We start from the raw sequence: 18612 nt of genomic DNA, 5'->3' as shown, positions 1-18612 counted from the left end.
TTATTTGGAGAGCATTGCTTTAACTTTATTGACAACATTTTCTGCAGTAAAGCCAAATTCCTTAATAACAGTGTCGCCAGGCGCAGATGCTCCAAAGCGATCAATTGCAAGGATATCTCCTTTTTGGCCAACATACTTATCCCAGCCAAATGAAACGCCCATTTCAATACCAAGTCGAGCTGTTACATTGTCCGGAAGAACGCTTTGCTTATAATCAGCTGATTGCTTCTCGAAACGATCCCAGCTAGGCATGCTGACAACGGAAGCAGAAATACCTTCTTTAGAAAGAAGTTCTTGTGCTTCTACAGCTAAACCAACTTCAGATCCAGATGCTAGAAGAATGGCTTCCGCATCCTCACCACCAGCAACAACGTAAGCACCACGCTTCACGCCTTCATATGCTTGTTCATGTGAATCTGTCACAACTGGAAGGTTTTGACGAGAAAGCACAAGAGCAGTTGGGTGGTCTGTTGCTTCAACAGATAGCTTCCATGCAGCTGCTGTTTCATTTCCATCAGCAGGACGAATGACGGAAAGACCTGGCATTGCACGTAGTGAAGCAAGTTGCTCAACAGGTTCGTGAGTCGGACCATCTTCTCCCACTGCTACGCTATCATGAGTGAATACGTATGTTACAGGTACACCCATCAATGCTGATAGACGAAGAGCTGGACGAAGGTAGTCAGAGAATACAAAGAACGTTGCACCAAAGATACGAAGACCTTTGTGAAGGGCAATCCCGTTCATCGCTGCTGCCATACCGAATTCACGTACACCAAACCAGATGTTACGTCCGCTATAATCTGCTGGTGAGAAGTCCTGCTCGTCTTTTAACATTGTTTTGTTAGAAGACGCAAGGTCAGCTGATCCACCAAAGATTTGCGTATTGTTTTTCGCAAGTGCATTAAGAACTTCACCTGACGCAGCACGAGATGCTGTGCTTGTTCCTCTTTCATAAGTAGGAACTTCGCTATCCCATCCTTCAGGAAGTTCGTTATTTAGAGCTGCAGTTAGTTGTTTCGCAAGCTCAGGATATTCTGCTTCATATTTTTTGAAAAGTTCATTCCATTCCTGCTCTTTTTTGCTTCCAGCTTCTTTGAAATCTGCAAATTGGCCTTTCACTTCTTCAGGAATGTAGAAATCTTCTTCGAAAGTCCACTGATAGTTTTCTTTTACTAGCTGAATTTCATCTTTCCCAAGCGGAGCACCATGAGAAGTGTTTTTGCCACCTTTGTTTGGTGAACCATAACCAATTGTTGTTTTCACTTCAATTAGTGTCGGTTGCTCTGTATTGCTTTTCGCTTGTTTAAGAGCATCAGCAATCGCATCCATGTCATTTCCATCTTCAACGCGAATCACTTGCCAGCCGTAAGCTTCATAACGCTGTTGAACGTTTTCCGAGAAGGACTGATCAAGATCACCGTCAAGAGAAATGTCGTTTGAATCATACATGACAATAAGGCGGCCAAGCTTCAAGTGTGCAGCTAAAGAAGCTGATTCTGAAGATACGCCTTCCATTAAATCACCATCACCACAAATGCTGTACGTATAGTGATCAATCACATTAAAGTTATCACGGTTATACGTTGCTGCTAAATGACGTTCTGCCATCGCCATACCAGTTGCCATCGCTAGTCCCTGGCCAAGTGGTCCAGTTGTTGCGTCTACTCCTGGTGTTTCACCAAATTCTGGATGTCCTGGAGTATTGCTTCCCCACTGACGGAATGATTTTAAATCTTCCATTGTAACGTCATAACCAAACAAGTGAAGCATGCTATATAGAAGAGCTGAACCATGACCAGCTGAAAGAACAAAACGGTCGCGGTTAAACCAATCCGGGTTAGATGGATTGTGATTCATGAACTGACTCCATAGCGTGTAAGCCATTGGTGCAGCCCCCATCGGCATTCCTGGGTGACCAGAGTTTGCTTTTTCAACTGCATCGATTGCTAGCGTACGAATCGTATTTACAGCAAGTGAATCCATTTGAGTCGTTGTCATATGTATACACTCCTTTTTTATATTGAAATTTAGTAAAATCACTCTTGAACAAATGTACATCTGTTATTATACATGACTGAAACAAAAAGAAAAAGGAAACCGACCACTTTTCAAGTAATTTCTTTTCCCCAAAATTATCTTCCCTCGAAAGAAAGAATTCAATCCTTTAAAAAACGATAAAGTAAAACCCAAATGAAAGAAGGCGCAGGCTGTGCCCGCGCCGCGCTTATACCTACATCATATACACTTTCACTTCGTAAGGGCGCATGTTCGACTCATGTTGCAACTGATTCGCCACATCGTGGTAATTATGGACGAGTAGTTTTCCCCCATTTAACGTTTCTGGAAGATTCAGTTCACACGTTTCTTTCGAGAAGTTAGCCGCAATAACCAACGTTGTGCCCTGATAACTCCTTGTGTACACATATAAATTCTCATCCTCTTCTAAAAGTAACCGATAATTACCATGCATCAGTACAGGAAGCTCTTTTCGAAGGCGAATTAAGTTTTTATAAAAGTAAAAAATAGAATCTTCGTTACTTAACGCCTTTCTCGCATTAATTTCGTGATAATTACTATTCACTTTTAACCATGGATTTCCTGTCGTAAACCCCGCGTTTTTCTCATCAGTCCACTGCATAGGCGTTCGTGCATTATCACGGCCTTTTTTATGGATAGCGTTGAGTACTTCTTCTGGATTTCTTCCTTTTTCCACAACTTCTTCGTGATACATATTAAGCGTTTCGATGTCCTTGTAATCCTTAATATCATCAAAGTAAACATTCGTCATCCCGAGCTCTTGTCCTTGATAAATATACGGGGTTCCTTGGAGAAAATGAAGCCACGCTGCCAGCATCTTGGCTGATTCTACGCGATATTCCTGATCATCGCCAAATACAGAAACTGAACGAGGTTGATCATGATTCTCCATATACAAACTATTCCACCCAGTACCGTGAAGCTCAGTCTGCCATTTTGAAATAATCTGTTTTAAATCCCTTAGTTTCCAAGCCTGTTGATCCCATTTACCCCCAGGTCCACTTGTTACATCCATGTGTTCAAACTGAAAAAGCATATTCACAATACCATCATTTTCATTCGTGTACATTTTACCATCTTCAGGCGTGGCCATTGGCATTTCGCCAACTGTCATCGCGTCATATTTTGATAAAACCTTTTCATTCATTTCGTTCATGTATTCTACGAATTTCGGACCATTTACGAAGTAATCTCCTCCCCACTGATAAGGAGAATTATCCGTTACTTCGGCATCTGGTAAACCAGGCGTTTTGGAAATTAGATTAATCACATCCATTCTGAATCCATCAGCCCCTTTATCGAGCCAGAATTTCATCAGGTCATACACTTCTTCTCTTAGCTTTTCGTTTTCCCAATTGAGATCAGGTTGCTTTTTTGAAAAGAGATGGAGAAAATATTCTTCACTCTCTTCATCATACTCCCATGCGGAACCTCCAAAAAAGGACCCCCAATTATTTGGAGGCAGTCCTTCTTTTCCTTCTCGCCAGATATAGTAATCTCGATATGGATTGTCTTTTGATTTTCTCGCTTCGGTAAACCAAGCATGTTCATCAGAAGAATGGTTAACAACTAGGTCCATCACAAGACGGATTCCACGTTGATGCATTCCTTCTAACATCTCTTCCCAGTCTTCCATCGTTCCGAACTCATCCATAATATTTCGATAGTCGCTAATATCATAGCCATTGTCATCATTCGGTGACTTGTAAACGGGTGATAACCACACTACATCTATACCTAGTTCGTCCAAGTAATCAAGTTTTTCAGTAATCCCTCTAATATCACCAATTCCATCCCCATTGCTGTCATTAAAGCTTCTAGGATAAATTTGATAAACAACGCTTTCCTTCCACCACTGTTGAGCCATATCGTCTCCTCCTTTATACCTATAAACCCTTTGTGCAAACGTTTTCGCTAACTATCATTATAGAAGAATCTCAGCACGAGTACAACTGTTAGAAACGAAACGCTTTCTCTTTATATGAGGGTAAGTTCTTTTCTAATTAAGCAAAGGATTGATATAATGGGTTTTATTAAAGCAGAACGAAAGGAGATAATGACAACAATGAGCATCATCCAGGTGAAAGATCTTAAGAAATCGTTCGGAGAGTTAGAAGTATTAAAGAATATTAATACAGATGTAAAAGAAAAAGAAGTTGTTTGCGTAGTTGGTCCTTCTGGTTCAGGCAAAAGCACCTTTCTTCGCTGTTTAAATAAATTAGAGGAAATAACTGGCGGTAGCGTCATCGTTAATGGTCATAATATTGCGGATCCTAAAACGAATATCAATAAGGTTCGTCAGGACGTTGGAATGGTTTTTCAACATTTTAACCTCTTTCCACATAAAACAGTTCTTGAGAATGTCACCCTTGCCCCCATTAAAGTAAAAGGGGAAAACAAACAAAACTCCGCAAAGAAAGCAAAGGAACTTCTTGCTAAAGTTGGTCTTGGAGATAAGGCCAATAATTACCCGGGCGAACTTTCAGGTGGACAAAAACAGCGTGTAGCGATTGCAAGAGCACTTGCGATGGAACCTAGCGTCATGCTGTTTGATGAACCAACTTCAGCCCTTGATCCTGAAATGATCGGCGAAGTGTTAGAAGTCATGAAAGACCTTGCAAAAGAAGGAATGACAATGGTTGTTGTTACTCATGAAATGGGATTTGCACGTGAAGTAGGCGACCGCGTTATTTTTATGGACGGCGGCTATATCGTAGAAGAGAACGTCCCTAACGAATTGTTCTCAAATCCTCAAAATGAGCGAACTCAGGCTTTCTTAAGTAAAATCCTATAACAAAAACGTGCAGGAAATTCCTGCACGTTTTTGTTTGGAGAAAGTGAACATCAACAACCATTCGTACTACCTCTACGCAAATCATAGTTGATGGTGTCGCCTACAATTATCTCAGCTATTCTTCCTCATCTATCACATCAAATATCTTCCTTGATTCAAATAAATCGACTACTTTGTTCAACCACTCGTAGTATCCCAGAGCGTAAGACATCTTTTCTAAGTCTTCTATAGCCTTATTCTTATCTTCGTTCGTAATATCGCCATCCAACACTTCCATTAGCTCAGCAATCGACTCTTTGCAAGCATCCCGATTCATTTCAATTCCTTTTCGCCAATGGATACAAAAGAAATCCGTAAAGGTTTGATACCAATCTGACTTCACTTCGTAAAGATCTTTACGCTCCCCCTTTCTCCACACCTTATCCACCATATTTAAGTCGATTAATGTCCTTACTCCGGTCGACATACTTGTCTTACTCATTTGAAGTTTGTCCTTCATTTCATCAAGCGTCATCGGCTCTTTCTCGAAGAACATCGCACCATATAAACGCCCCACAGAAGGAGTTACGCTGTAAATATCCATATTTTTAGAGATTGATTCAATCACTCGTTCTCTTGCATTCTCTACTCGTTTATCTTGCAAACTATACACCTACTTTTCCAATCGTTTGTCATTTCATAGTTTAGTGTTAACCCTATGAATTGTAAAGTTTACTAGCAAACCTTGTAGCATATACTAGCATCCTAGACGATACTTAAGCATTTACCCGTTTAGTTTGTACAGTTTTTTCTGTATGTACTGAATTACCTGAATTTGAGCACTCACGACGTTTGTAGTATTAAGTACCTACACTCTATACTTAATAGGTCGGTAAAAAAAGACTAGTAAATGACTGATTATCGTAAATTTCGACATATTTCAGTTATTTTTGTAATTTTATCCGCTAACTATTTGAAATAAAGGCAGAGGTGAAACTATGGAGAAAGCCAAAATTACAGTAAAAGAAGTAACCAAAATATTTGGCAAATCGCCCAAACAAGCTACTAAGCTTTTAGATCAGGGCAAATCAAAAAGTGAGATTTTAAAAGAGACCGGAAATACGGTTGGCGTTAACCGCGCAAGTTTCGACGTATATCCCGGTGAAATCTTTGTCATCATGGGGCTATCAGGTAGTGGTAAATCTACACTTGTTCGGCTTCTCAATCGCTTAATTGAACCTACTTCAGGACAGGTTCTCATTGATGATGAAGATATCGTCAGGATGAAACCTGAACAGCTTCGGGATGTTAGACGAAAGAAGCTTAGTATGGTATTTCAACGTTTCGCGCTTTTCCCTCATAAGACAGTACTTGAAAACACAGAGTACGGGCTTGAGGTGCAAAACATTAGTAAAGAGAAACGTTCTGGAAAAGCACAGGAATCACTCGAACTTGTCGGATTAAAAGGATATGAAAAAAGCTATCCGTCAGAACTAAGCGGAGGTATGCAGCAGCGTGTCGGACTTGCACGCGCTCTTGCAAATGATCCCGATGTTCTTTTGATGGATGAAGCTTTTAGTGCGCTTGATCCACTCATACGTAAAGATATGCAGGATGAACTTCTTGAACTTCAAGAGTCTATGGAGAAAACGATTGTTTTTATTACACATGACCTTGATGAAGCACTTCGTATCGGTGATCGGATCGCATTAATGAAGGATGGTTCTATCGTTCAAATTGGAACACCAGAAGAAATTATGACAAATCCGGCGAATGACTACGTTGAACGCTTTGTTGAAGACGTTGACCTTTCCAAAGTATTAACAGCTTCTCACGTTATGAAGCGAGCTGAAACACTAAGAGCTGATCGCGGCCCCCGTGTAGCGCTTCAACTAATGCGAGAACAAAAGCTTTCTAGCTTATATATCGTAGATAAAAAACAAAAATTAATTGGTGCAATTACAGCGGATGACGCCGCAAAAGCAATTGAAGCAAAAAAAGAAATTGCAGATATTCTCATTACGGATCTTCCAACTGTCGCACCCGATACGTTATTAACAGATATGTTTGTGAAAATGGCAAGCTCTTCTCTTCCACTACCAGTCATTGATGAAAACGATAAGTTTAAAGGCATTATTGTACGTGGCGCAGTTATCGGAGCACTCGCCGGCAATGAGACAGAATCAGCGAAAGGAGAGGTGAGCTAAATGCAGCTATTCCCTAAAATCCCGCTAGCTGATTGGGTAGACAGCTTTGTTGACATGCTTACTGATAATCTTGAACCCGTTTTTGATGGCATAACATCAGGAATTGATTGGTTTGTTGAGGGGATTGTTTCGATTCTAGCCTTCCCTCCAGCTCTTGTACTAATCGCAATCTTTACGATCCTAGCCTGGTGGTCAAGTCGCTGGCCTGTTGCCATCTTCACGTTACTTGGTCTGTTGTTAATCGATAATTTAGGTTACTGGGATCCAACTATTGAGACGCTCGCGCTCGTTTTAACTTCAGTTATTATATCGATTATTCTTGGGGTTCCACTTGGAATATGGGCATCACAAAGTGACCGTGTAAGAGGCATTATTACACCTGTTCTTGATTTTATGCAGACAATGCCTGCATTCGTTTATCTCATTCCAGCCATTTTGTTCTTTGGAATTGGGATGGTACCAGGTATCATCGCATCTGTCATATTTGCGATGCCACCGACGATTCGCTTAACAAACCTTGGGATTCGTCAAGTACCTGAAGACTTAATTGAAGCATCAAACGCATTTGGTTCGACTACGAAACAGAAATTAATTAAAGTACAGCTACCGCTTGCAACACCTACCATTATGGCGGGAATTAACCAAAGCATTATGCTTTCCCTTTCAATGGTTGTTATTGCATCTCTAGTAGGTGCACCTGGACTTGGGGCAGATGTTTACCGTGCTGTTACACAAATTAAAGTTGGTATTGGTTTTGAAGCTGGTCTCGCGATCGTTATTCTAGCGATTATGCTCGACCGGATTTCTCAAAATATAGGTAAAACAAAAAACTAAGGGGGAATTACATGTTTAACTTTAAAAAAGGTCTAACAGGACTAGCATTATTTTTGTCACTAACATTGATACTTGCTGCTTGCGGCGGAAACAATAGCGGAGATAGTAGTGAAGGCTCTAGCGAAGGTGGAGCTAACATTGGCGAAGAAGTAGACTATGAAATTGTCGGAATTGAACCTGGTGCTGGAATTATGAAAGCTACAACTTCTGCACTTGAAGAGTACGATAGTCTTAAAGGTTGGGAATTAATCGAGTCTTCTTCTGCTGCGATGGCTGCAGAACTTGGGAAAGCCATTGAAGATGAAGAACCAATTATCGTAACTGGCTGGACGCCGCACTGGATGTTCGCGAAATACGACCTTAAATACCTTGAAGATCCACAAGGTCTTTATGGAGAAGAAGAAAACATCGAAACTTTTGCACGTATGGGGTTAAAAGAAGATCAGCCTTCTGCACATACAATTCTTGATCAGTTCAACTGGACTCCAGAAGACATGGGCGATGTTATGGTCGAAGTACAGGAAGGTGCTAAGCCTGAAGAAGCAGCACAAAATTGGGTAGACGAACATTCCGACATGGTAGAAGAATGGACTAAAGGTGCTGATGAAGTAGACGGTGAAGAAATCTCACTTGCATATGTAGCATGGGATTCTGAAATCGCAAGTACGAACGTAGTAGCTAAAGTTCTTGAGAGCGTAGGCTATGAGGTTAAATTAACTCAACTTGATGCAGCTTCTATGTTCATCGCTGTTTCTGAAGGGGACGCTGACGCAATGGTAGCCGGATGGCTTCCAATTACACACGCTGACCTTCTAGATGAATATGGTGACAACATGGACCGTCTTGGAGTAAACCTTGAAGGTGCGAAAACAGGACTTGTTGTTCCATCATACGTTGAAGCTGATTCTATTGAAGATTTAAAGCCCGCTGAATAACATAAATAAAAAAGCGAGATGAGGAATTCCTCATCTCGCTTTTTTATTAATCAATCAATCCTTTTTCTGTCAAGAATTCAATTGCAACATCCTCAGGCTCTTCTCCATCCATATCCACTTTTGCATTCATTTCAGACATTTCTTCTTCTGAAATACTTCCAGCAAATTCGTTCACAACCTTCTCAAGATCAGGATGTGAATCAAGAACTTCCTGTCGAACAATTGGCGCAGCATAATATGGTGGGAAGAATTGCTTATCGTCTTCAGTTGTCGCAAGATCAAAACGAGCAATTCGTCCATCAGTTGTAAAGGCAGGAATCACATCGACTTCACCTTCATTTAAAGCATCGTACATGATATTCGGATCAAGACTCACTTCGTCTTTGAAATTAAAACCATAAGCTTCTACTAGGGCATCGTAACCATCTTCTCTTTCGTAGAACGTGTGTGGTCCACCAAATACCAAATCATCTGAAGCTGGGATAATGTCCGAGAACGTTTTTGCATTTACCTCTTTATTTGTGTCTTGAGTCATAGCAAGCGTGTAGCCATTCTCAAATCCAAGTGGTTCAAGCCAAACAAGATTATATTCATCTTTGTATCCTTTTTTCACGCGTTTAAAAATCTCATCAGCTGACTCATCTGATTCAGCACTTTCCTTAAGTACCGCTTCAAGACCTGTACCTGTATATTCCACGTACATGTCAATATCACCATCGATAAGCGCCTGTTGTAGAATATTTACTTCACCAACACCTGCATCAACCTCTACTTCATAATCACTGTTCGCCTTTATGTACTCCGCAAGAAGGTGTGGTAAGATATATTGCTCAGTCCAGGGCTTACCGGAAATAACGATCGGATCACTTTCTTCACTTCCGCTATCTCCTCCACATGCAGCAAGAACCATTACAACTCCTAGTAAAAGTAAGGTAATTCTCTTCAAACGAATCTCTCCCTTTATTTTTTTGCTTTAACTCCTTTAGGAGTTGCCGCGTTTTCTAATAACTTAAGTATTAAATCAAATCCAAGAGCAAGAATGGTTGCAGGCAGAGCACCAGCTAGCACAAGCTCATCTTTATTCGACGTGAGCCCACGATAGATGATATCTCCGAGTCCTCCAGCGCCGACAAACGTCGCAAGTGTCGCTACTCCAATCGTCAACACTGTTGCCGTACGAACGCCAGCCATAATAACAGGGAGCGAAAGAGGTACTTCAATCTTCATTAAGATCTGCATATTCGTCATCCCCATCCCTCTCCCAGCCTCAATAGAAGATTGGTCAACAGATGTGATGCCAGTGTAAGTATTCCTTAAGATCGGAAGAAGGGCATACACCGTTAAGGCAATGATGGCTGTAATATTTCCAATGCCAAGAAACGGAATGAGGAAACCAAACAATGCAAGACTAGGAACGGTTTGAAAAATAGCCGCGACAGCAATAAACGGCTCAGCTAACTTCTTGCGTCTGGAAATAAAGATCCCTAGTGGAACTGAGATTAAGATGGCAATGACAATCGATATAAATGATAGGAAAAGGTGTTCCTGTAGCGCAACAAAAATATCATCCCAGCGATTTTGCATCGTTTCTATAAATAAAGTAAAAAAGTTTTCATCATTCATTCAGAGGTTCCTCCTCCTTGTAACCGAGTTGCTCGAGACCAGCTAGTCCGCGCATCATACTACTTCTCGTCACTAGTCCAGTCAGCTTTTCCCCTTCTACTACCGGGATACTGATTGGTTGCTTTTCAGCGAAGCGTTTTGCGATTTCAGGATAAAGCGTGTTTCTCTGAATTGGCTCAATGATTTCAATGACATCTACAATTCGTTTTGTATCACTTTCATAATGCTTCTGAACCTGATCAAGAGTCACGACGCCTTTATATTCCTGTTCAGGTCCAGTGACGACAAGACTATCCACACGTTCTGATTTCATTAGTCGAAAGGCTTCGGCTAGTCCTCTGCTCTCTTTAACAGTTGCTACTTTTTGTATCATTAAATCAACTGCAGTAGGAGCTTGTCCTTTAGCCATCCGTTCATCTCCGATAAAATTGCGAACAAACTCATTCTTAGGATGACGTAACAAACGATCAGGTGTATCGAGCTGGAGAATTTCACCGTCTTTCATGATGGCAATCCGGTCGGCAATCTTCATCGCTTCATCCATGTCATGGGTGACAAAAACAATCGTTTTTTGGATTTCTTTTTGTAATTTCACCAGCTCATCTTGAAGCTGTTCACGACTAATTGGATCGAGTGCACTGAAAGGCTCATCCATTAAAATGATGGGAGGTTCTGCTGCAAGGGCACGAATGACACCGACCCGTTGCTGCTGACCTCCACTTAACTCTAGTGGATAGCGTGATCGAAATACGGATGGCTCAAGTCCGACAAGATTCAGCATTTCATCAACACGTCTATCAATTTTGCTTTTATCCCATTTTTTCAATTTAGGAATGAGGGCAATATTTTCTGCAATTGTCATATGTGGCAAGAGACCAATTTGCTGTATGACATATCCGATACTCCTTCTTAATTCAACAGGATCTTGCTCAGAGATTGCTTTTCCATCAATAGATATTTGACCTCCGCTCGGTTCAATCAAACGGTTAATCATTTTCATCGTGGTCGTTTTACCACATCCACTCGGGCCAATTAACGTTAACAATTCGCCTTGTTCAATATGTAAATTAATATCTTTCAACGCTTCAGTACCATCAGCAAACTTTTTGCTAACATGCTCGAAAGTAATCATTCTATCGCTTCTCCTGCCTCCCTATAAATCCATAACTTTATCTATTTACCCGTTTCTTTCCGTGACGTAAACTCATTATCACACATTAACACAACTTTCTTACTAATACTGTATCGTTTTTCCAACCAATTATCAAAAGAAAAGAGGCTAGTTTAATCAATTGATTAAACTAGCCTCATAGATAATAGATTCCTTATTCGTTCATCGCAGGTTCCAACCCATGTTTCTTACGTTTCTTCAATTCGACAAAGAAGAAAGTGATTGTACCAATAGCAAAAATTGCAATAAATCCTAATAATACGTAGACGTTTTGCCACATGAAAGCAAAATCCCCGCTGGAAATAACAGCTTTCAGTCCTGAAACAGTGTACGTCATTGGCAACCAAGTGTTAAACACTTGTAATCCTTCAGGAATTAACTCAAGTGGGAACGTACCAGCACTTGTAGTTAGTTGTAAGATCAAGATAATGATCGCTACAAATCGTCCTGGATCTCCTAATGTCGTAACAAAGAACTGAATCAATGTCATATAAGCGAGACTTGATACGACAGAGAAGAGTAAGAATAACGGTACACTCTGTACTTCAATCTGCAATGCATATAAAAGAACAGCATCAGAGACAAGCGCTTGAATAACGCCAACTACTAATAAAATACCGTATTTACTCATAAACCAACCGATTGCCGTTCTTGGCGTTACTGCTGGATCACGAAGTGGGAACACAATAGACATGAGGAGTGCCCCTACAAACAGACCAAGGGAAAGGAAATATGGTGCAAATCCGGTTCCGTAGTTTGGTACCCCAGAGACAGCCTCTGTATCTACATTAACTGGATCAGCAAACATGCTGTACGTCTCATCATCAGCATTCGTATTCGACGTTTCTTCCGCAGCATCTCCTAGTTTATCCCGAAGCTCTGATGTACCATCTGTTAATTTCTGTGCTCCGTTATCAAGGTCTTTAGATCCATCTGCTAATTTTCCAGCACCAGAAGTTATTTCTGAAGATCCTCCTTCTAACTCAGAAAGTCCGGATGCTAACTCTTGTGAACCACTAGATAATTCTGTCATACCAGAATTGAGTGTTCCTACGTTATCGATCAATGAACTCCAGCCTGCGGAAACCGTATTGGTTCCATCTGCAACCTGTATAGCACCATTATGCAGTTGCTCAATCCCAGCATTAGCTTGATTTATTTTGTCACCGAATTTTTCTAGACCTTGTTCAAGATCGCCCTGTCCTTCATATAATGCCGTGGCTCCCTGAGCAAGCTGACGCTGCCCTTCTACTAGAGCATCTAGACTTGAAGAGGCACCTGAAAGTTTCTCTGCTTCGTTTGAAAAACTCTTAGCCGCTTCCCCAACTGACTTCGCTGCAGTACCAGACTTCTCAGCAATTGGTTGAAGCTGACTAATTAGCGCTTGCTTTTGCTCATCCGTATACTGATCGCTTCCTTGAATTGACTCTATAACACCCTGCAATTCCTTAGGAACAGCTGAGGCATTCGTCACGCCAGTTGTTAGTGATTGTTTCAGTCCTTCTGCATCAACAGAAGGTAATGATTTATTTTCTAAAGCTGAAACTGAAGCATTTAGGCCATCCATCAACTGCTTTGTTCCATCTCTGCTTTGCTTCACACCAGCTAGAAGCTGCTCTTGTCCACCTTTAAATTCTCCCATATTGCTACTAAGTTCACCAAGCCCATTACTGAGTTGAGAAGATCCATCAGCTAACTGACTAACTTGAGGCTGTTTTTCTTTCAAACCATCTAATAAATCAGTCGTTCCCTGGTTCGCTTCACTAATGCCATTTGCAAGATCAATTGATCCGTTTTCTGCACTACTTAAGCCATTCGTTAACTCAATCGATCCTTCATTAAGCACTGCAAGATTATCTTTCAGTTGCTTTGTACCATCTTTTAGTTCAGAAGAACCATCCGCTAGCTCTCCTGCTCCCTCTGATGCATCTGAAAGACCATCAGCTATTTCACTAAACTTATCAAAGACGAGCTCACTATAATTTTCAGTGATGTTTTCAGCTATTTGTGATTTGATTTCACTAACAGCCGTTCCGCCTATTTGCCCAGCCAAGAAGTTAAAACTCTCATTTGGTACATATTCTAAGTTTAATTTATCAGGATGTTCATCAAGAACAGTCGTCGATTTCTTAGAAAAGTCTTCTGGGATATGAATCTTCATATAGTAGGTTTGATCTTCAAGACCTTTATTTGCTTCTTCTTCATCCACAAAATCCCACTTGAATTCAGGCTCATCTTTCAACTTATCGACAAGCTCATTCCCTATTTCTAGATGCTCCCCTTCAAAATCCGCCCCATTGTCACTATTAACAACAGCGACTGGAATCTGATCTAAATTTTCGTATGGATCCCAGAACGCCCATAAAAACATACCACTATATAATACCGGTATAAACAACACAGCAATGACTGGAATTAAGATTTTTTTATTCTTAAGCAATGACGCCCATTCAGAGCGAAATTGTTTTGATGACTTCTTCATGTTTACCCTCCTGTCTAATTGACCGTTTTTCTCATATGGTCATTTTACCTAAAAAAAAAGACTTTTCTTTACTTACTATGGATTGGAAGTGATGTGACCAATTTTTGAATCTGGTCATTTTTTTGCTACAAGAGATAATATATCACCCTTTATTTAGAATAGCAATAGCAGTAGCTTACTTTATTTTCACTACTGCTCTTCCGTCTTAATTCCACTCATCATATAAAATTCAAGGTGATTTGCAATTTCTTCTTTACTAAAGGAAGGATGCGTTTTCTCCCAATCGAAAATAAGCGCGATATACATTTTAAACATAAGAAAGGCTGCAAGAGATGGATCACATCTTTTCACTTCACCATCTGAAATGCCACGTTCAATCTCTTGTTCAAGAAAATAAAGGATCGCTTTTTCTACAAGGTTCAAAGCATCCATAGCTGCAGGGGTTCCAATCTCACGTACTTCTTGAGAGAGCTTTATCGCCAACTTATGTTCCCGGCGATGTTCCAATACACTATAAAGAGCACGATGAAGATTCTCAAAAAACGTATCCTCTCTATGAATGGAATCTTGAGCAAGTTCTTTTAGTTCAATAACCATTCCCCGTACAATTTCATTGAACAGTTCCTCTTTATTTTTAAAGAAATTATAGATTGTTCCCTTCCCTACATTCGCAATCTTAGCAACTTGATCCATTGTTGTCGCTTTGTAGCCAAACATTGAAAATGATTTTTCGGCTGCTTCCATTATGCTTTTCTTTCGATCGAACGTCATCTTACTCCTCCTATTATTTTATAATTGGCAATGTGACGGTTACGGTTGTTCCAACATCCTCTACACTTGTATAGTGAACTTTCCCCCCAACATTACGAATTAATCGATTTGTAATCATCGTACCGAGTCCAGTTCCTTTCGATTTTGTTGTATAAAATGGCAAACCGATCTTCTCAAGTTCTTGTTCACTCATCCCTGACCCATTGTCACGAATCACGATATCTACCGTACCTTTTTTTGTACCAGATTGCAAAGCTACAAGAATAAGACCTTCGCCTTCTATGGATTCAATTGCGTTTTTAATTAAATTGATCAAGCATTGTTTTAATTCTTGAGAGTTTCCCCATATAAAAAATTCACCTTTTTCTTCATAATGAATTTTCACATTATAATAAGAGGCAAGTACTTCAGTTAGAGCCGTTGTATCTTTCACGACCTTGTTCAAATCAACCTGTTCATAGTTATCTTTAGTTGGTTTAATTAACATCAGGTAGTCTGTGATAATTTTATTGGTTCGTTCAACTTCTTCGAGCATGAGTGGAGCATAACTTTTCACTTTACTATCCTCAGTGTCACTTGAGATAAACTGTAGCAGTCCTTTAATCGTTGTTAAAGGATTTCGAATTTCATGCGCAATCGCCGCTGCCATTTTCCCTGCCACAGACAACTTTTCTAAATAAACTGTTTCTTGAAGCTGGATGTTAATCATAACAAACCGCTCTGTTAAGTAAAAAATAATAAAATAAGCTATCATAAATGCAGTGAAATAAATGGGATAAAAATAAGTTTGTAACGGATCTAAGAATAGAATGAGAATCACAATATAAGAAAGGATAAATACTCCACCAGTAATTAGAATTCCCTTCCACTTTCGAATTGACTTTCGGAAATAAGGCCCAAAACTACTAGCAATGATAAACCCTGTAACAGCGATTAATACACCCACCCATGCATTCTCGCCGCCCATCCATAATCGGACGGTAGAAATGGTAAGTGTACAAATGATCCCAGGCAGTTTACCACCATAAAGAGTGACAAGAATGAGAGGCACAACTCGTAAATCAAATACAGTATCTCCGAATGTTTCCAGTGGGAAAAGCATACAAAGCATCGCCATCACTGAACTGATAGCTCCGTATATTAATTTTTCTTTTAAATTAATTGAGCTTGCTCTCGTAAATGGCATGACCATATTCCAGATAAATAACACTGAGAAGAGCATTGCAATATTAACAAGTAAAGGTCTTGCCATCTCTAACATGATTATTTCTCCTTTGAGACTAATTGTTGCCATTTACATTCTACCACTAGACCTCTTTCTACACTAACAAAATTAGATAATCATTCCAGATTGAGACGGCAAATAATTTAGAGTAAAACACAGTTAAGGACACATCGATTGGATGTGTCCTTAGCCTTATTTCAAATAGTTTTGAACAGAAGTAACAGCTTCCTCGCCTTGGTCAATACAGTCAGGAAGGCCTACTCCATTATAAGAAGCACCTGCCAGAAAAACACCAGGCATTTTCTGATGGATCCCTTTTATTACTTTATCGATTCTTTCCCGGTGACCAACTTCATATTGCGGCATCGACTGTCGCCATCTTGTAATACGATAAAACTCAGGATGGCCCTCAATTTCCATAATTTGATTCAGGTCGTTTAATACCGTCTGTACAATTTCTTCATCACTCTTGTCGACGATTTCTTCTTTCCCCGCTCTTCCAACATAGCAACGAAGAAGAACTTTTCCTTTTGGTGCAGCATGTTCCCACTTCCGATGAGTCCAGGTACAAGCTGTAATGGTGTAATCAGCATTTCGAGATACAACGAATCCTGTGCCGTCCATTGCCTTTTTGATCGCTTCTTCTGAAAAGGCCATTGCAACTGTGGCAACTGTTGTAGAAGGCATTTCTTGCAATGGAGCGACTTCTTCAACCTCTCTCAGCATGTGAAAAACTTGCTGATGCGGCGTTGTAACGATGATGGAATCAGCCATTAATTCTTCTCCGCTCGTTGTTAGAAGCGTGTATGAGTTCTGGTTTCTCTGTATCTTATCCACCTTAACACTTTTTCGAATGTGCACATCTGTTAACTTTTCTTCGAGGGTTCTGACAAAAGACTGCAATCCTGATTTAACCGTTAAAAATGCTGGCTTTTTCTTACCAGTACTTCTTCTAGAAGGTGGCGTTGTCTTTTTCATACCTAATATCAAGCTACGGTATTCCTTTTCCACTTGTGAGAATTGCGGGAATGTAGACATTAAGCTTAGTTTATCGATATCGCCTGCATAGATGCCTGACAATAACGGTTCAATTAAATTCTCCACCACTTCATTACCAAGTCGTCTTCTAAAGAATAAACCTAGCGATTGATCTGCATCTCCGTTATTCGCTCTTGGAAGTATTAAATCTCCTGCTGCTCTTGATTTTCCTTTTAAGCTAAATAATTTAGTCGATATGAATGGTGAAAGTTCAGTTGGGATCCCCATCACAGCTCCGCCCGGTATTGGATAGAGCTGATCGTTATTCAACACAAAAGCTTGACCAGTCGAATTCGGAACAAGCTGATCTTCCATACCCACTTCTTTTACCAAACGTGCAGCACTCTCTTTTCTGGCAAGAAAAGAGTCAGGACCGCGTTCAATTACAAAGCCATTTGTTGTATCTGTCTGAATCTTTCCACCGAGACGATCCGTGCCTTCAAGTAACGTTATCTCATATGGGAGTTGAGCATCTCTCATCTCTTTTTGAAGATAGTAGGCGGCTGTTAACCCCGTAATTCCGCCTCCGATAATTACAATTTTTTTTGTTTGCTTATTCATGACTTATCATCTTCTTTTTTATTAATTCGTTCGTCACAACTGTTGCTAAGATCTCAATAAACTCATTTGTCGCGTTTGGCATTTCTGGACGATGGTAAGCTGCCCCAAGTTCATCAGTCATCTGTCGACACTCATAATCGTTATCATATAATACTTCAAGATGATCTGCGACAAAACCTACAGGACAATAGATAAAGCCCGTGTAGCCTTCTTGTTCAAATAAATCACGTGTTAAATCCTGAATATCCGGTCCAATCCAGGGGTCAGGCGTATTTCCTTCGCTTTGCCAACCTACCGCATAGTGATCTATACCAGCTCTCTTTGCAATATGTTTTGCTGTTTCCTCAAGCTGAGCTGGGTAAGGATCGCCTTCTTTTAGTATTCTTTCGGGTAAGCTATGAGCAGAAAAAATAACAATCGTTTTCTGTTTCTCTTGCTCACTTATTTGGCTTAAGTAGGATTGAAGCTGATTAACCCAGTATTGAATGAATTTCGGCTCGTTGTACCATTGATCAATCGCTACTATATCGGGATAACCTAGCTTGCTTGCTTCTGCTCTAGCTCGTTCATTGTACGTTTTTACACCAACAGTCGAATAGTGTGGAGCTAGTACAATACTAACCGCTTCCTCTATTCCATCTTTTTGCATATTGCGGACTGCATCTTCTACAAAAGGTTCAATGTGCTTTAAACCAAGATAGCTTTTAAACGTGACCTCATCACCAAACTGTTTATTCATATGATCTTCTAATTTTTGAGCCTGTTCTTTCGAAATATCTGAAAGGGGAGATATACCGCCTATGGCTTCATAGCGTTCAATTAAATCCTGCAGCATTTCCTCTGTAGGTCGTTTCCCCCGACGTATATGTGTATAGTATGGTTCAATTTCTGCTTCACTTCGCGGTGTACCGTAGGCCATAACTAGTAGGCCGATGGTTCGCTTCATCCCATA

At 40.3% G+C, this 18612-nt stretch carries 15 protein-coding genes; 4 read left to right on the top strand and 11 right to left on the bottom strand.

All coding sequences use genetic code 11. The annotated features are described in order from the left end of the window. Positions 1-2001, bottom strand: coding sequence for a transketolase (gene tkt, locus LCL91_RS17540; RefSeq protein WP_224884208.1), 2001 nt, complete (start codon positions 1999-2001; stop codon positions 1-3). Between the two features lie 232 nt (positions 2002-2233). Continuing rightward, a complete protein-coding gene (locus tag LCL91_RS17535) occupies positions 2234-3907 on the bottom strand; it encodes a glycoside hydrolase family 13 protein (RefSeq protein ID WP_224884206.1) in 1674 nt (557 codons plus the stop codon). Positions 3908-4105: 198 nt separating this feature from the next. Here LCL91_RS17535 and LCL91_RS17530 point away from each other — a divergent pair, with 198 nt between their 5' ends. Continuing rightward, positions 4106-4834, top strand: coding sequence for an amino acid ABC transporter ATP-binding protein (locus LCL91_RS17530; protein ID WP_165999716.1), 729 nt, complete (start codon positions 4106-4108; stop codon positions 4832-4834). A 115-nt stretch (positions 4835-4949) separates the two neighbouring features. Here LCL91_RS17530 and LCL91_RS17525 read toward each other — a convergent pair whose 3' ends face one another. Then, positions 4950-5477, bottom strand: a complete 528-nt coding sequence (locus LCL91_RS17525) for a GbsR/MarR family transcriptional regulator (protein ID WP_224884204.1) — start codon at positions 5475-5477, stop codon at positions 4950-4952. A gap of 334 nt (positions 5478-5811) precedes the next feature. Between LCL91_RS17525 and LCL91_RS17520 the strand changes: the two genes are divergently transcribed. The 3 genes from LCL91_RS17520 to LCL91_RS17510 are packed head-to-tail and all read left to right on the top strand — an operon-like array spanning position 5812 to position 8789. Then, a complete protein-coding gene (locus LCL91_RS17520; protein WP_224884202.1) occupies positions 5812-7020 on the top strand; it encodes a quaternary amine ABC transporter ATP-binding protein in 1209 nt (402 codons plus the stop codon). Next, a complete protein-coding gene (gene choW, locus LCL91_RS17515) occupies positions 7021-7854 on the top strand; it encodes a choline ABC transporter permease subunit (RefSeq protein ID WP_224598571.1) in 834 nt (277 codons plus the stop codon). Positions 7855-7865: 11 nt separating this feature from the next. Further along, positions 7866-8789 carry a glycine betaine ABC transporter substrate-binding protein gene (locus tag LCL91_RS17510; protein ID WP_224884199.1) on the top strand — a complete coding sequence of 308 codons (924 nt, stop codon included), beginning with the start codon at positions 7866-7868 and terminating at the stop codon, positions 8787-8789. 46 nt (positions 8790-8835) lie between these two features. Here the strand turns inward: LCL91_RS17510 and LCL91_RS17505 are convergent, their stop codons facing one another. From LCL91_RS17505 to hemH, 8 genes are all read right to left on the bottom strand, one after another. Next, positions 8836-9735, bottom strand: a complete 900-nt coding sequence (locus LCL91_RS17505; protein WP_224884197.1) for a glycine betaine ABC transporter substrate-binding protein — start codon at positions 9733-9735, stop codon at positions 8836-8838. A gap of 14 nt (positions 9736-9749) precedes the next feature. After that, positions 9750-10412, bottom strand: coding sequence for an ABC transporter permease (locus tag LCL91_RS17500; RefSeq protein WP_159781155.1), 663 nt, complete (start codon positions 10410-10412; stop codon positions 9750-9752). Continuing rightward, on the bottom strand, positions 10405-11544 hold the full coding sequence (locus tag LCL91_RS17495) for an ABC transporter ATP-binding protein (protein WP_224884195.1): 1140 nt from the start codon (positions 11542-11544) through the stop codon (positions 10405-10407). Before LCL91_RS17495 ends, LCL91_RS17500 begins: the two co-directional genes overlap by 8 nt. A 193-nt stretch (positions 11545-11737) precedes the next feature. Then, positions 11738-14065: a YhgE/Pip domain-containing protein gene (locus tag LCL91_RS17490; protein ID WP_224884193.1), complete on the bottom strand. Its 2328-nt coding sequence runs from the start codon at positions 14063-14065 to the stop codon at positions 11738-11740. A 189-nt stretch (positions 14066-14254) separates the two neighbouring features. Continuing rightward, complete coding sequence (locus LCL91_RS17485; protein ID WP_224884191.1) at positions 14255-14836, bottom strand: TetR/AcrR family transcriptional regulator; 582 nt, start codon at positions 14834-14836, stop codon at positions 14255-14257. A gap of 13 nt (positions 14837-14849) precedes the next feature. Continuing rightward, positions 14850-16097: an ATP-binding protein gene (locus LCL91_RS17480; protein ID WP_224884189.1), complete on the bottom strand. Its 1248-nt coding sequence runs from the start codon at positions 16095-16097 to the stop codon at positions 14850-14852. Between the two features lie 156 nt (positions 16098-16253). Beyond that, positions 16254-17660, bottom strand: coding sequence for a protoporphyrinogen oxidase (gene hemY, locus LCL91_RS17475; RefSeq protein ID WP_224884187.1), 1407 nt, complete (start codon positions 17658-17660; stop codon positions 16254-16256). After that, entirely contained in the window at positions 17653-18606 is a 954-nt protein-coding gene (gene hemH, locus LCL91_RS17470; RefSeq protein WP_224884185.1) for a ferrochelatase, read from the bottom strand. The genes hemY and hemH overlap by 8 nt, the downstream gene beginning before the upstream one ends. Positions 18607-18612: the final 6 nt, after the last annotated feature.

It is taken from the genome of Guptibacillus hwajinpoensis, assembly GCF_020171785.1.
Taxonomy (GTDB): Bacteria; Bacillota; Bacilli; order Bacillales; family Guptibacillaceae; genus Guptibacillus; species Guptibacillus sedimenti.
The sequence above is the reverse complement of the archived record's forward strand: the minus strand, read 5'-3'. Positions and strand labels throughout refer to the sequence as shown.

What these genes read in the sequence shown, in the direction of transcription:
- LCL91_RS17520 (WP_224884202.1), top strand. Translation starts at nt 5,812, where the DNA reads ATGGAGAAAGCCAAAATTACAGTAAAAGAAGTAACCAAAATATTTGGC.
- LCL91_RS17500 (WP_159781155.1), bottom strand. Translation starts at nt 10,412, where the DNA reads ATGAATGATGAAAACTTTTTTACTTTATTTATAGAAACGATGCAAAAT.
- LCL91_RS17485 (WP_224884191.1), bottom strand. Translation starts at nt 14,836, where the DNA reads ATGACGTTCGATCGAAAGAAAAGCATAATGGAAGCAGCCGAAAAATCA.
- LCL91_RS17495 (WP_224884195.1), bottom strand. Translation starts at nt 11,544, where the DNA reads ATGATTACTTTCGAGCATGTTAGCAAAAAGTTTGCTGATGGTACTGAA.
- choW (WP_224598571.1), top strand. Translation starts at nt 7,021, where the DNA reads ATGCAGCTATTCCCTAAAATCCCGCTAGCTGATTGGGTAGACAGCTTT.
- LCL91_RS17530 (WP_165999716.1), top strand. Translation starts at nt 4,106, where the DNA reads ATGAGCATCATCCAGGTGAAAGATCTTAAGAAATCGTTCGGAGAGTTA.
- LCL91_RS17480 (WP_224884189.1), bottom strand. Translation starts at nt 16,097, where the DNA reads ATGTTAGAGATGGCAAGACCTTTACTTGTTAATATTGCAATGCTCTTC.
- hemY (WP_224884187.1), bottom strand. Translation starts at nt 17,660, where the DNA reads ATGAATAAGCAAACAAAAAAAATTGTAATTATCGGAGGCGGAATTACG.
- LCL91_RS17535 (WP_224884206.1), bottom strand. Translation starts at nt 3,907, where the DNA reads ATGGCTCAACAGTGGTGGAAGGAAAGCGTTGTTTATCAAATTTATCCT.
- LCL91_RS17510 (WP_224884199.1), top strand. Translation starts at nt 7,866, where the DNA reads ATGTTTAACTTTAAAAAAGGTCTAACAGGACTAGCATTATTTTTGTCA.
- hemH (WP_224884185.1), bottom strand. Translation starts at nt 18,606, where the DNA reads ATGAAGCGAACCATCGGCCTACTAGTTATGGCCTACGGTACACCGCGA.
- LCL91_RS17490 (WP_224884193.1), bottom strand. Translation starts at nt 14,065, where the DNA reads ATGAAGAAGTCATCAAAACAATTTCGCTCTGAATGGGCGTCATTGCTT.
- tkt (WP_224884208.1), bottom strand. Translation starts at nt 2,001, where the DNA reads ATGACAACGACTCAAATGGATTCACTTGCTGTAAATACGATTCGTACG.